Origin of the sequence: Streptomyces sp. NPDC058576 (genome assembly GCF_042718715.1) — a bacterium.
Lineage (GTDB): Bacteria > Actinomycetota > Actinomycetes > Streptomycetales > Streptomycetaceae > Streptomyces.
Genome location: NZ_JBHXPF010000002.1, coordinates 89,244 through 103,371, shown reverse-complemented (window position 1 = coordinate 103,371; position 14,128 = coordinate 89,244). Strand labels below are relative to the sequence as shown.

12 protein-coding genes and 1 pseudogene are annotated in these 14,128 nt (G+C 70.6%); 11 read left to right on the top strand and 2 right to left on the bottom strand.

Annotated elements, in window-relative coordinates; genetic code table 11:
* Positions 1-2: 2 nt before the first annotated feature.
* The 11 genes and pseudogenes from ACFWRV_RS01935 to ACFWRV_RS01885 all read left to right on the top strand — a co-directional run bounded on the left by ACFWRV_RS01935 (position 3) and on the right by ACFWRV_RS01885 (position 11,500).
* Positions 3-563, top strand: coding sequence for a hypothetical protein (locus ACFWRV_RS01935; RefSeq protein WP_384326868.1), 561 nt, complete (start codon positions 3-5; stop codon positions 561-563).
* A gap of 103 nt (positions 564-666) precedes the next feature.
* A complete protein-coding gene (locus ACFWRV_RS01930; RefSeq protein WP_384327249.1) occupies positions 667-1,407 on the top strand; it encodes a glycosyltransferase family 2 protein in 741 nt (246 codons plus the stop codon).
* Positions 1,407-1,925, top strand: coding sequence for a hypothetical protein (locus ACFWRV_RS01925; RefSeq protein ID WP_384327246.1), 519 nt, complete (start codon positions 1,407-1,409; stop codon positions 1,923-1,925). Before ACFWRV_RS01930 ends, ACFWRV_RS01925 begins: the two co-directional genes overlap by 1 nt.
* A gap of 397 nt (positions 1,926-2,322) precedes the next feature.
* The gene (locus ACFWRV_RS01920; RefSeq protein ID WP_384326867.1) at positions 2,323-3,429 is read left to right on the top strand and encodes a hypothetical protein; all 1,107 of its coding nucleotides are present in this window, start codon (positions 2,323-2,325) and stop codon (positions 3,427-3,429) included.
* 38 nt (positions 3,430-3,467) lie between these two features.
* Positions 3,468-3,929 (top strand): hypothetical protein, encoded by a 462-nt coding sequence (locus tag ACFWRV_RS01915; protein WP_384326865.1) that lies wholly within the window; start codon positions 3,468-3,470, stop codon positions 3,927-3,929.
* Positions 3,926-5,119 (top strand): hypothetical protein, encoded by a 1,194-nt coding sequence (locus ACFWRV_RS01910; protein WP_384326863.1) that lies wholly within the window; start codon positions 3,926-3,928, stop codon positions 5,117-5,119. The genes ACFWRV_RS01915 and ACFWRV_RS01910 overlap by 4 nt, the downstream gene beginning before the upstream one ends.
* Before the next feature lie 18 nt (positions 5,120-5,137).
* The gene (locus ACFWRV_RS01905; protein ID WP_384326862.1) at positions 5,138-6,406 is read left to right on the top strand and encodes an MFS transporter; all 1,269 of its coding nucleotides are present in this window, start codon (positions 5,138-5,140) and stop codon (positions 6,404-6,406) included.
* A 75-nt stretch (positions 6,407-6,481) separates the two neighbouring features.
* On the top strand, positions 6,482-6,679 hold the full coding sequence (locus tag ACFWRV_RS01900) for a hypothetical protein (RefSeq protein ID WP_384326860.1): 198 nt from the start codon (positions 6,482-6,484) through the stop codon (positions 6,677-6,679).
* A gap of 194 nt (positions 6,680-6,873) precedes the next feature.
* Complete coding sequence (locus ACFWRV_RS01895) at positions 6,874-8,013, top strand: AAA family ATPase (protein WP_384327244.1); 1,140 nt, start codon at positions 6,874-6,876, stop codon at positions 8,011-8,013.
* Positions 8,010-9,806: pseudogene (locus tag ACFWRV_RS01890) on the top strand (hypothetical protein). The gene ACFWRV_RS01895 and the pseudogene ACFWRV_RS01890 overlap by 4 nt, the downstream one beginning before the upstream one ends.
* 374 nt (positions 9,807-10,180) lie before the next feature.
* Positions 10,181-11,500, top strand: a complete 1,320-nt coding sequence (locus ACFWRV_RS01885; protein WP_384326858.1) for a hypothetical protein — start codon at positions 10,181-10,183, stop codon at positions 11,498-11,500.
* 104 nt (positions 11,501-11,604) lie between these two features.
* Here the strand turns inward: ACFWRV_RS01885 and ACFWRV_RS01880 are convergent, their stop codons facing one another.
* The gene (locus ACFWRV_RS01880; RefSeq protein ID WP_384326856.1) at positions 11,605-11,772 is read right to left on the bottom strand and encodes a hypothetical protein; all 168 of its coding nucleotides are present in this window, start codon (positions 11,770-11,772) and stop codon (positions 11,605-11,607) included.
* Positions 11,773-12,322: 550 nt separating this feature from the next.
* Complete coding sequence (locus ACFWRV_RS01875; RefSeq protein ID WP_384326854.1) at positions 12,323-13,642, bottom strand: alpha/beta hydrolase; 1,320 nt, start codon at positions 13,640-13,642, stop codon at positions 12,323-12,325.
* Positions 13,643-14,128 lie beyond the last annotated feature (486 nt).

Sequence of the window (14,128 nt, the reverse complement as noted above, 5' to 3'; positions counted from 1 at the left end):
CGATGCACTCATCCCTGGACGACACTGCCGCGCTGCTCAGCATCGCCGACGAGCTGTACGGAGCGGCAGCCGAGATTCCGATCTCCACGGCCACCGGGTACGGCATCGGACTCGCCGAGGACGTCGAAGATCAAATTCGCCGCCTGGGGTTTCTGCTCTCCTCCTTCGCCAACACGGTGGCTGTGCAGAGCCGGGCACCACGAACCCATGGCGGCCCGCCGGCCAGAACACACCGAAGAGTGATCATGGAGGCTCACGCGGCGGGCACCGTTGGAAAGGCGCTCGCCGAGCTCGCAGAGGCCATGGTCCAGGTCGCGATCCTCCAGGACCGCCCCAGCCGCTACCACCCTGCCGTCCGCGCGGACACCATCCGGTCAGCACACGCCACCCTCGACAGCCTGTTCAACAGCGCCCGGCGACGTCTTCACCACGCGGCGTGCCAACTTCACCGCAGCGCGGATCACCTCTACCGCCCCGTGGCACCGGCTACCTCCAGCACCACAGAACCCCGCCTCCCGCCCAGCCCTCCTTCCGTAACAGCGCGCCGGCCCAACAACCGCTGATCCGCTCGCGGTCAGCCTGGCCACACGGCTCACCCCGTGACGGCCGCCGAACGCCCGCTCAGCCCCAGGCTCAATCTGGAGAAGTCCCCTGCACACCGCCCCCCTGATCACCGTCGTCATCGCCAGCCAACTACGCGATGACCGGCTCGACTACCTGACCGCCATGCACGCCAGCCTCTCCCGGCAGTCGGTGCCGTGGGAGGCCGTGATCGCGCTCGACGGCGCCTCACCCGACCGACTCCCGGCCCCGCTCGCGCAGGACCCCCGCGTCCGCACCCTTGCCCTGCCCCGGGCCGTGGGTGCCGCCTGTGCCCGCAACCTCGCCCTCAACCTGGTCCGGACGCCGTACGTGAACTGGGCAGATGACGACGACACCTTCCCCGACCACGCCATGTCCACACGGCTCAACGTCCTCCGGACGACCGATGCGGGGTGGTGTGCGGGGTGGAGCGAGGACTTTCACCCGGACGGCTCGACAACGCTCTGGCGCTGCTCGACGCCGCCCGGACACCACGCGGCCGGGGACGTCTGGACGTACTGGCTGAAGCCCTCCGACACGATTCCGATCGGCCCCACCACCATCCTCGCCCGCACCGACCTGGTCCGCGCCGCTCCCATGGGCGGTCTCGTTCAAGGCGAGGACTACTGCGCGGCACTCGGCATCACCACCCTCGCCCCCGGGGTCCTGCTGCCGGTATCCGTCTACCGCTACCGCAAGCACGCCGGGCAGCTCACGAAGAGCGCCTCGTACGACGAACTGGAGGCTGCGGCGCGAGAACACGCCTGGCAGTACGGCCGCCACTTGCGTGCAGTCCTGCGTACCGGCGCAGGAGCAGCCGCGTGATGGCCGCAGCCTTCACCGCCTCCGCCTGCGCCGGGCTGGCCAGGCAGATCGATGCGCTCGTCGCGGAGTTCCCCGCCGTTGCCGCCGAGGTGTCCGTACCCGATCTTCTCGACGATATCGGCATGCTGAATTACCACCTCAACCACATCGCGGAGCGCATGCGGGAGAGTTTCGCCGAGCCGGACAAGGTTGGGCCGGCCGAGCGTACGGTGCTCGCCGGCGTCGCCGAAGCTGCGGAGCAGATCGCCAGCGCACAAAGGCACCTGACGTCCGCACTGGCACATGTGACTTCGGGTTTCCGAAAAGAGCTGATGCTCCACACCCACCCGCACCTGGTGAACGACCCCGCGCTGGCCCGCACCGTAGCCGCCGAGAAATACGCGGAAGCAGGAGAGCGTCTACGCAAAGCCTCCCGTCGGCTGGACAGCACAGCCCGAGTCGGGCAGCGCCCGTCAACGGCTCGCCCACGCGTCCGCGCCTCTCGTGCTGTCAGCGCAATTCCAGCCCGGCGCCGGTGACCGGTGTCCACCACGCGCTTCCTGTAGCACCAATGTCCGCTCCCCCACCCGACGCCGCTGGTCTCTGCCCCTATCAGAGCGTCCCCGATTCGCTCCGACAAGGCCGGTGCCTATTGACCGCCTTCCGGCAGTGTCGGCCCGCTCGGCATTGGCGGGGTGAATGGCGGCGGAGATCGCGGCCATCGCGTGTTACGCGCGAAGGGTGGTTGACGTCGGCCGCGTTGCCATCACGGCGGCGCAACATAGCCGGGATTCGCCGGTTAGGAAAACCGGCCTATGTCGCGATGATTTATGGATTCCACCGACCAGAAGGAGGACAACACGCCTGCCCCGAACCGCTCCGATCACCGCGGCATGACGCCGACACGAAATGCGGAGCATACCGAGGAAATGAGCCATGGCTGAGGCGCAGATCATCCTGGCGCACGCCCGGGAGTCCGGGATCGTGGCCATCGCCCAAGGGGAGCAACACAAGCGGGCGCGCACCGCCCTCGCGGAGACCGGCTTCCGTCGCGACGACGACGGCGTCTACCACCTGCCTGTGGACGGCACCGAGACCATAGTGGCCGACCTGGTGGCGTGCGCGAAGCGGCATCGCGTCGCCGTGCACCCGAGTGGCCGCCGGTTCATCGGCGACGCCGCCCGTGACCTCGCGAGCCAACTTCCCGGTCGGTGGCGCACCTCCGTCCAGATCTACTCCCACCCATCCTGGCAGGAGGACCTGGTGCCCTGGATTTGGGACAGCGGCGAACTCGGCCGCGCCATCCAGAGCGAACGGATCCCCTACGCCGCCACGCTCCGCGACGCGGAGCACGGCACCACGCTGTTGTTTGTCGAACGCCCCGGCCATGACCCGGGCTACGTGGTAGGCGCGTTCGCCCCGGAAGGGCTCGAAGAGGGCTACGCCGATCCGCACGCGCCGCGCAGCATCGTCGTGCCGCCGTTCTCCGGACGGGCGGCCCGAGCCGTCGCCGACCGGTTCCTGCCCGCCTACGAGCAGGCCGTCCACGCGCGCCGCACGGCGGTCATCGCCGCTGCTCTCGAAAGTATCCGCGCCGATTACGGTGCCTGGCAGACCGTGGTGGCCTCCGGCCGATTCAGCGACGCCACCCCTCTCAGCGCTGCCGCGCTCGGCGCCGCGTCCGAGGAATTCCTCGACAACTCCTGGCGTAGCTTCTTCACCACCCTCGACCATGCCCCGGCACTGATCGACCGGTGCCGTCCCGCCAGCAGCCCGTGGCCCGCCGATGCCGAGACGCTGTCCCGACTGGCCGACGCCGTGATCGCGGCCGAGGACCTGGGCGTTGAGGTGGCCCTCGGAGGTTTCGTGGCGCCGCAGGAGCGCCGTGCACGGGCGTGGCCGGCCATTGAGACCTGGCTCGTCGGGGGCGAGACCTTCCTGCGCCAGGCCCGAGTGAGCGCACCCCACCGCCGCCCGGCCCTCCCCGTCTCCGCGCCGATCCGATCCCTTGCCGCTGGCCACTGCCCTGGCCGCAGCCGCTGATCGCTCCACTCCGACAACGTGAGGAGAATCCCGCCCCCTTGCAACCCGGCACCCATTTCACCTTCGGCGACCACGAGGAACACGGCCTCGTCGCCTCCTATACCGCCACCATGCCCGCACACCTCGCCCACTGGTACCTGGAGCGCGAAACGTTCGAGCCCGTCCCCGGTGAACCAGGGCTGTACCGGCTCAGCGAGCCCGAGCGCGACGGTCCCCGCCGCGTTCGACAAGCTGTGCACGATCTTCGCCGCCAGGGCTTCACCGTGCTGGCCGACATCCGCCTCGACCCGGCCCGCTCCGCCAGACCGCCCCGCCCGACCCGGCCGAACGGACTCGCGGAGCGCCGCACCCGTCTCGCCCAGGCCGCCGCCGCCGCAACGACTCAGCGTCGTGCCACCCCTCCCACGACCTCCGCGCCAGCAGCCCGGCCGGTCCCGCCGAAGCCCGCCTACGCACCGACCGTCCACCTCACGGCTTCGAGCAGTGGGCGGTCCCGATGACACCGGCCAGCAGCCCGGCCCCCGGCGGCCCCCGGCCGAGCGCCGCCGAACTCTCCAACGCCGCCAGCAACTTCCGGCTTCGCATGTCGGTGATCGACTGTGAGACCGACGTCGCGCTCGACAGGACGCGTGATCGCCATGGCCGTACCGTCCACCCTGGTGCCGCGGAGGCCGCACGGGCATACCGCGACAAGGCTGCGGTGGAGGCGTACCGCACCCATCTCGCCCCGCACGCCGAGGCGCTCCTCGACGTCGCCCGCCTCGTGCTCGACGAACTGCCACCGGCCCAACATCTGGCGGGGTGGCAGGCCGTCTTGGACGTCCTGCACGCCTCCACCGCCAATATCCGCTGGATCCTCGAACGACCGGCTGACTCCGGCTCCGCGGACGAGCGCGCTCAGCACGCGTCCCTGTGGCCTCACCTCACCGCCTGGGCGGACCACGGCTATATCGCGAGCAACCTGGCCGACCAACGTGACGGCGGTCAGCACCAGAAGAGTCCGCTGACCGACGAGGAACGGCAGAGGTGGACCGAGATGGCCGTGGCGGCGCAGCGGCGTGGTGCGCTGGAGCTGACCGAGTCCTGGTACGCAGCCGACGGGCAGCCGATCACCCTCGCCTACCTGGTCGAAGACGACGAGTCCATTGTCGTCGCGCTGCGCGGCGACCCGGGGGCACCCGGCTGGCAGGTGATCGGGCACTACGAACACGAGTACGAGGCGGGGAAGGACCTTCCCTCTCCCGTTCCGCCCGGCGTACTGCGACGGAATCTCTCCCGGTTCAACCGCCCGCTACCAGCACCGGAGATATCCCTGCAGGATCTCATCCGCGATGTCGTCGAAGGCCGCGCTGCCGGTGACGCGTCGAACGCTCTCCTCGGTGCCGTCCAAGGTGGTTACGCCGCCGGTCCCATGGTCCGGCTGCAGGAACTCGTTGAGACAAGCGGCCAGTTCGCCAGCGCTCTGGAGACCGTCCAAGGGCAGCAAATCGCCGCCCGGCTCTCCGCTCTGGGCCGCCAGATCGAGTTCCTCACCCACGAAGTCCAAGAGGCGGCCGAGGACCTCGGCGCGACCGTCGCCGTCCTGCCCCCGCACCGCACCCCCGTCCTGCGCGTACGCCCGCGACCCGCAGTGGACACCTCGCCACCCGCGCCGCCGCCCCTCGCCGGTAGGCCCGCCCGCCACCGCTGAGACCCCAGAAAGCACCCGTTGTCCCTGATCGCACCCCCCGCCCCGGCACCGCGCATCACGTACGGCGCGGTGCTGGGCAGCCCGTACGTCACCCGCCTCCTCGGCGGCACCCTCACCGGCCGGCTCCCCAACGGTATGGCCCCCGTCGCCATCCTCCTGTGGGCCACCGCGAACGGAAGCAGCATCGCCTTCGGCGGACTGCTCAGCGCCCTGTACGGGCTGGCCTCCGCCCTCGCCCAGCCGGTCAAGGGACGCCTCATGGACCGCCACGGCCAGAGCGCGGTGCACCTCCCGGCCGCCCTGCTCAACTCAACCCTCCTGGTGGCCCTGCCTCTGGCCGGGCCGTACGGCGGACCCGGCCTGGCCACGGCCCTCGTCGTCGTCGGCGGGCTCGCCGCACCGCCGCTGGAGGCCGGGCTGCGTGCACTGTGGCCAAGCGTGCTGCCCGACCCCCGGCTGCGGCACGCCGCACTCGCGCTCGACACCGGCACGCAGGGCCTGCTGTACATCGTCGGACCCCTACTCGTCGCCGCGCTCGCCTCCGCGTACAACCCCGCCGTCGCACTCGCCGTCACCGCGGCCCTCGGCCTCGTCGGCACCGCCGCGGTCGCCCTGTCACCGCCATCACGGCGCTGGCGCCCCGAACAGTTCGAGGACCAGGACGCTGCCCCAGTACGGCGGCTGGCCACCCCCGGCGTGACACTGCTGTTCGTCTCGCTGACGGGCATCGGCTTCGCGATCGGCGCGATGAACGTGTGGTCGGTCTCGGTGGCCGAGCACTACGAGCAGGACATGCTCGCGGGCATCATCCCCGCCGCGTTCTCCACCGGCAGCTTCGTCGGCGGCCTCATCTATGGACGCCGTACCTGGTCGGGCACCGCCACCAGACGGCTGATCGTCGCCACCGCCGCGTTCCTGGGCGGGTGGCTCCCGCTCCTTGCTCTCCCGGCCCCGTACGCGGCCACCGCCGCGGTCGCCCTTCCCGGTGCGTTCCTGACCATCGTGGTCGCCTGCGCCTACCTCGCCACCGACGCCCTCGCCCCCAAGGGCCGTACCACCGAGGCGTACGCGTGGCTGATCCTCTCGATCGGCGCCGGGCAGTCCGCCGGTACCGCCCTCGCCGGACGTCTCGCCGAGCAGCCGCTCGCCAGCGCCGCGCTCCCCGCCGCCGGCGCGGCCTTCGCCCTCACCGTCCTCCTGGCCGCACGTCGGTGTCTGGGCCCGGCCAGACACCGCCGGCGAGGCCGTCACCGCCGCCCGCTCCGAGGCCGGCACAAGACGCCCTGATTACGGGCGCATCCCCCAACTTCCCGTACTTCCTTGAGGAGATCCGTCTTGCCCGAAGCGCCAGGAGAGCCGTTCATGACGATCCGGCACTCCATCACCGGCGAGGTCACCACCACCGGCTACAACGCCGCCGCCCGGCGGATCCTGCTCCAGGACGGCTTCGAAGAGACGCCCGGCTGCGCCTGCCGAGCGACGGAACCCGGTACGGAGCCAGCGAGCTGCTCGTTGGCGGGCATCCCCTGCACCTGGACCGATCCCTCGGTCGGCCGGTGAGCGCCGACGGTACGCCCCGGTTGGCCCGGTCGCCGATGTCGGCACAGTCCGTGATCCGCTCCGAGAGCGGCCAGCCTCTCCAGCGCATCGCCAGCCCAACCCGCACCCGTACCCGTTGAAGGACCCTCGTCTTGACCACACCCGGAACGTCTACCAGTCCAGCGCGCACCAAGGGCGGCGAACTACGGGCAAAGGTGGCCCGGCTGCTGGCCGACCGGCCGGCGGACACGCTCACCATCGGGGACATGGCCCGGCAGCTGGGCCACTCCCACGGCGCCGTCCGCAACGCCGCTCTCACCCTGGTGCGACGCGGCGAGGCCGACCAAAGCGGAACCGGACAGCCGGAGTTCCGGGCGAACGCGAAGACCGTCACAGCCGCGCAGACCGCCGTGATCAGCCCACCGGGCACCCACGCTCCCCGCGCCCAGGCGGCCACGGCCCGCACGACCATTCCCGCCTCAGCCACGCCCAGACAGACCGGTCCGATCCGCCGCGCGGGGGGCCAGCTCTACCACCCCCGGGAGCTGGCCGACCTGCCCGACGTCGAGGCGCTGAATCGCCTGCGCGACGCCGACGTGCCGGTGCTGCTCTACGGCCCTCCGGGCACCGGCAAGACGTCGCTGGTGGAGGCGGCGTTCCCGGACCTGCTCACCGTCGCCGGCGACGGCGACACCACGGTCGGCGACTTGATCGGCGAGTACACGCAGGCCGACAGCGGAGGTTACGTCTTCCAGTACGGTCCGCTCGTCAGCGCGATGACCGAGGGCCGCGCACTGCTGATCGACGACGCCACCCTGATCTCACCGAAAGTGTTGGCCGCGCTGTATCCCGCGATGGACGGGCGCAGGCAGATCCAGGTCAAGGCCCACAAGGGCGAGACCATCAAGGCCGAGCCAGGCTTCTACGTGGTGGCGGGCCACAATCCGGGCGTACACGGTGCCGTTCTGACGGAGGCGCTGTCGTCCCGGTTCAGCGTGCAGATACAGATCGGCACGGACTACGACCTCGCCACCGCGCTGAAGATCGATGCCAGGGTGGTCCGGGTCGCACGACACCTCGCCCACCAAGTCGACCTCGGCGAGCTGGGCTGGGCCCCCCAACTGCGAGAGCTTCTCAGCTACCAGAAGACCGAGGCGGTCCTCGGTACCAATGCCGCGCTCGCAAATCTGGTCGGCATCGCTCCTGTAGAGGATCGCGACGCCGTCGCCGCCGCCGTCATCAAGACCGTCGGCGTCACGAAGATCGCGCCCCTCACCCTCGGCAGGCAGCTCCCCGCCTCAGCCGCCCGGCAGCCCCCGAGCACTGTCTCCGCACACCGGGGCCGCTCGCGATGAGCGCCCACCACCACGTCCAGTCCCCCGCCACCACCCGGGACGACGACGCCGACCTCGCGCGATGGGACGACGACGGCGCCCCGCCCGCGCAACCCCGTTCCTCCCCGGACGCGTGGCTGCGCGTTGGAGCCGAACTCGGCGACCGGCTGGTCGCCCTCTCCGGCCGCCAGGACCTCCTCGTCACCTGCCGCCCCGGCACGCGCAGCGGCGCCCCGGCCGCCTACTTCCCCACTCTGGGCGAGGTCGAGTTCGACGCCCGCCTGTTCGCCCCGCTCCAGCCCCACGAGATCCATCCGCGGATCGTGGGCGACGAGGAGCGGTATCCCGCCGCCTGGGGCGTGTTCGTCCACGAGGCCGCGCACGCGGCCCACTCCGTCTAGACACAGCCTGCCGGAGCGGACCCCCGTGTCGTCGAGGCCGCGCTCCTGCTGGAGGAGAGCCGTGTCGAGGGCGCGCATCTGATCGGGCGGCCCACGGACCGCACGTACCTGCGCACCAGCGCCCGAACCCTGGTGATGCCCGACATCGCGCACCCCACCGTCCAGGGCATCGAGCAGGCCGCCGGCGTGGCGGCCCTGGTCCTCGGCCGCCGTGACGTCGGCATCCTGGATGCTGGCGAGACCCGGGCCGTCGCCGATCTGTGCGAAAAGGTGCTGGGCGCAGACCTGCTGGCCAGCCTCACCCGCATCTGGGCCGCAGCTCATCAGTGCGCCGACCACGACGCCACGACCATGCTCGCGCACGGTCAAGAATGGTGCGACGCCCTGGACGCCGCCCCCGCCCTGCCCGTGCCGGAGAACCTCACCGATCTGCTGTCCGGCGCCGTGCGGGTCGTCATGGACAGCACGGCCGCCACCGACGCCGCCGACCTCGCGGCACAGGCCGCAGCTGCCAACGCCGTGGCCGCGCAGTCCAAGGCGCAGGCTCAGGACCGGGCCCAGAGGGCCGGCCAGCGACGCAAGGCCGCCGCCACCGCCAAGTCGGTCTTCAGCGCCCGTGGCACCACCGTCGCTCCCGACGGCAGACCGGTGCCGTCCAGCAACCCGATCACCGGTACCCGCAAGCCGACCGCCGCCGAGCAGAGTGCCGCCGCTCGCCTGAGCCGTGCCCTGCGCGCCGCTGCCTACCGCGAGCGGACCGAGGAGCGGACCACCAGCCCCACCCCGCCCGGCCGCCTCAACATGGGCCGTGCCCTCGCCCGCGACGCCCAGCGCGCAGCCGGGGCTATCCCCAGCGCGGAGCCGTTCACTCACACCCGCCGGCGCCACTCTCCCACCCCACCGCTGCGTGTGGGTATCGCCGTCGACGTCTCCGGCTCCATGCGTGCCGCCTGCGCGCCCGTCGCGTCCGCTGCCTGGATCGTGGCACGCGCAGCAGCCCTGACCGACCCCGACTCCCTTACCGCCACCATCGCCTATGACAGGCACCTGACCGCATTGACCCGCCCCACCCACCGAGCACCAGAGCGCGTGACGACTTTCGATGCAACCGGCGGCCACCACAACCTCGGCGACGCCATCGACGCACTCGACCACGGCCTCGAACTCAGCCGCCCCGGCGCCGGCCGCCTCCTCGTGATCGTCACCGACGCCCGGTACGTCAGCGACGAAACCGCTCACGCCGTCACCCGCGTCACGCAGCTCACGACCGCCGGCTGCGCCGTACTCCAGCTCAGCCTCACCGCGGAGTCCCAGCACTTGCCGGGGACCACCTTGCTGCACCTGCCCCGGCCATCAAGCGCTCCCGTCGCCATCGCCACGGCGGCAACAGACGCCATCCGCAGGACACGGTGAGACGACGCAGAAAACAGAGAGCAGGAACAACCACATGGCAATTGTTGGTAAGTTCGGCTATCCGCACATGCGGAATGCCGCTCAGTGATTTGCCGGGCGAACGAGCACGGCCTCCTGCGAAGAGCGAGACCGCAGGATTGGGCTGGGAGCGCCCGCAGTAGCACCCCCGCAGCCATCGAAGCCGCCTTGGCGTCCTCTGCCTTTGGTTACGAGTCATGGCTCCGACGCAGCTGTGGGGATCAGCCGCGAATGCGAGATCTGGCGCATCAGCCATATGGTCCAGCGCTTGCTCACCAGCCGAGCAGGTTTGGTCCGAGCGGATGAAAATGACGCTCTGCGACCTTCCGGGTGCTATCAGTTGCGATACTGGTGTCATGGCCAAGTACCCCGAAGGCAACTTCACCATCGTCAACAACGAGACCGGCCGGGCCGTACGTGTACGCCTGGGAGACACACACAACGTCAGCGACCACAAGGAGGGCACGGCTTATCTCCAGTACGTGACCGAGAAGCCCACCCTTCGGTTGAGCGAGGCCGATAACACCCCCGCCACCGTCTGGTGGCACAGCACGATCAAGGACTCCCAGCAGATCGTCAGCTACGCCGTCGGCGAATACCAGAACATCGGCGACTACTGCGTGTGGATGTACGCCCAGACGAACAGCAGTGACCGCTTCAACACCCAGAAGGCGTTCAAGGACCGGCTCAACGACATGCCCGCCGACGTGCGCAGCCGTCTCGCCCCGCTCATCCCCGCCGAGTGGACGACCGTCCGGGACCGCTTCCGCGCCCGCCGGGCCAAGCGCATGCAGTTTGAGGAGCGGGGGAAGGCCCTTGCGGACGCCGAGCTGGAGGCGTGGAACGGCCAGGACGACCCTCCCAGCGCCGGGGACCTCGCCACGCTGCGCACCTACCGGTTCGCGGTCGCGGACGGCAGCTCACCGGACTGGCTGGAGCTGCAAGCAGTCATGTACGAGGTCGGGACCGACCAGGTGGAGAAGCTGCTTGTGCTCCCGGAAGCTCAGGTGGAGTTGCTGTCGGAGGGTGCGCGGCATGCACTGCACATGCTGTTTTCGATCATGAAGAAGGTGCCCAGCATCGACTGGAAGACCGTGGAGCGTCTGGAGAACGACCCACGCGCCGCGAAGGTAGCCGCCCGGGCCGCTGAGCTGCTGCCGGGGTTCGAGGAGCGCCGCGCGGCTGCCGCCCTTGCAGCCATTGCGTCGGACGACCTGCGCGAGTGGCACTCGCAGTGCGCTTTCCGGAAGACGTTTGGCGAGGACGCCGGCTTCCACTTCACGGACGGCGAGTTCGACACCCCCGAGGACAAGCGCATCGTCGCTGCGCTTGACGCCTATCTGAAGGCGGCGGCCAAGGAGCGCGTGATCCCGCCGGTGATCGCGTCCAACGCCGCCACTGAGCTGGACGGCTGTGGAGCCAGCCGGGGCCAAGAAAGCACCTACGGGTGGACCTACGACGGCACCTACATCTACAGCTCGGACAGCAAGACGGTCTCTTACGAGCGCACCTACTGGACCGACGAGAACGGCTACCTCGTGGGCAAGCCCAAGGGCGGTCCGGGCCAGACCTGGTCGATCAAGAAGTGGACGCCCACCAAGTCCGGCGGTCCCAGCCGGTCCGACATCGCCCTCACCGGCCTTTTCGGGCCGATCGGCCGCGCCCTGGGTCTCTGACTCAACGCCAGGCTCAACATCAACCGCAAAACCATGCGCACGCAGCCGACGGAGCGCATGCCCGCCGAGACGCTTTGCAGCCAGCCCTCCGGGGCTGGCCAGGGTCATTCGCCGCTGCCGCGCCTGGCGATCTCGGCACCGTAGGCGGAGCTGTAACCGCGTGCGTCGGAACCCCAGTTGTCGGCGGTGGACTGGCTGAAGCCGAGAAGCCGGCTGAAGACGGCGGCGGGCAGCTCCGAGGCGATGTCCATGAGGGAGGCGTTACGGGCCATGCGGGGCCGGATGCCGAGGTTCTTCAGACGCCGACCGAGACTGTGGGGCTCCAGCGGCCGTCCAGTGTAGGCGCCGGGGAACAGCCACGGTGGCTCGTGTCCATCGAGGCGTGGTGCGCGGCCTTGCCCAGGCATCAGCGGCTGCGGTGAGCCCCCGACGGCGGTCACGCGACCGCGCGGGCGCGTCCCTGGATGTGGGCGAGAACGGGCTCTGGTTCTGCTTCTGTGATGGTCTCCGACCGCTTGGCGCATCGGTGGTGGACGATCGGCATCCGACTGCAGATGATCTACCACGCGTGCCAGCCATCGTGGTGCCTCTGATGGCGCTCGACGAAAACGGCCACCCGGTGATCTCTGGTGACCTCAGACCTGCTCGATGGATCTCCCCACTCAAACGGCACCCGACCCGGGACGGGCGTCACGGGCCGCAGGCTCCACAAGCGGATTGGGGAACATCGGCACAGCGGTACCGGTGCGCCGAGGGCCGGTCTGGGGGTGTGTGCCCCGGCGACGCCGGCGCCGCCCGCGTCGCCGGGTGCCGCTGACAGGGCTATGCCTCGCAGGTCAGGTTGTGCGCGGGGAGCCGGCCCGTGCGCAGGTAGGCGTTGACGCGCTCGTCGACGCAGGCGTTGCCGTACTCGCCGTACAGGCCGTGCTGGCGAGCGCCCTTCACGGTGAGCAGCCGGGAGCTGGGCCACTGCTCGCGTATGGCCTCGGCGCTGGCGTAGAGGGTGCGGGGGTCGCGGGTGGCGGCGACGAGCAGGGCCGGGACGCCGTTGTCGAGCTCGGTCGGCGCCTCGGCGGGCCGGTCCCAGAACTCGCAGGGGGTGATGTTGTTGGCCAGCGGTCCGGTGAGGGGGTACCGCTCGCGGGACGCCTTGACCGCGCGCCAGTAGCTGCTGACGCCGCGCCGCTCGGCCACGTCGCCGCAGACGATCGCGGTCATCTGGCTGGCGGGTGCCGAACCTGTCCTGGTCAGTAGGAACTCCAGCTGCCCGGCGAGCTCTTCGGACGGCTCGACCGGCTCGCGGTCCGCAGCGTGCGCCAGGAGACGTACGGTCGCGGCCAGGTCGGCGCGCTGCTTGTCGAGGTCGCTGCCGAGGCCGCCGATGAAGAAGAAGGGAAGCACGTGCTCGTCCAGCAGGTACGTGTCCCCGATCTGCAGTGGCTCCTGTGCAGCGGCGGCCAGGATGTGCTTCACCGTCGCCAGGACCTCGGCGCGCGTGGGGCCCAGCCCGTAGGTGCTGTGCCGTGCGGCGGCCCAGGACGCCCAGGCGCGCAGGGCCGCCTCGTTGGCCGCCTCGGCGCCGCGCAGCAGGGTGTGGCTGTAGCGCTCCGGGGAGTTGACGCCGTCGAGGACCATGCGGTCGGTGCGGCCGGGGAAGAGCTGGGTGTAGACCTCGCCGAGGTAGCTGCCGTAGGAGTAGCCGAGGTAGGAGAGGGTGTCCTCGCCGAGGGCGGCGCGGATGACGTCCATGTCGCGGGCGGTGTTGCGGGTGGTGACGTACGGCAGCACGTCGCCGTGGGCGCGTTTGCACCGCCGGGCCAGCTCGCGGGCGACGGCGACCTCCTTGCGGTACGCCGCCAGGTCGGCGCCCGCGGAGCGCAGGGGTGCGGAGCCGAGGTCCCAGCCGCAGTCCAGCGGGGTGCTCCGGCCGACGAAGCGCGGGTCCATGCCGATGAGGTCGTAGCGGTCGGCGACCTCTCCCATCACCTTCGACTTGGTCAGTGGCATGTGGAGGCTGGGGCCGGCCGGTCCCCCGTCGTTGAGCAGCAACGGGCCGATGCGGTGGGCGGTGTCGGTGGCCTTCAGGCGGGATATGGCGACGGTGATGGTGCGACCGCCGGGGTCGGCGTAGTCGAGCGGCACGGTGATGTCGGCGCAGTCGGCACCGGCGGCGTCCAGCTTCTGGCCGAGCTCGTCGTCGGCGCCGAGGGCGCAGGCGTGCCAGTCGACGTGCTGGCCGTGGAAGCGGGCGAACGGGTCCGGGTCGGCGGCGGCGGGGGGGGGGGGGGGGGGGGGGGGGGCCCCCCCCCCCCCCCACGACCACCGCGAAGACTTTGATGTGTCGGGAAGTTGACATACCCGCACGCTAGGGCGGCGGACACCTCAGCACACTCAGGGAGAACCCCGAAACCGGGTGGGATTGTCCCCCGAAAAGACTCGCACCCGGACACCCGCCCATCCCGCCACAGTTGCCTTAGGCGCCTCGCTGGGGAACGAAGAGCCAAACTGGTCGTTTACAGGAAGCCTCATCACCTCGGGGGTGGCCGCTTTGACACCAGCGTGGTGAGTGGCCGGGACTGCCTCCGGCTGGGGTGCCGGAGACAGGGCGGCGTGAATGGCGTGGGTTAC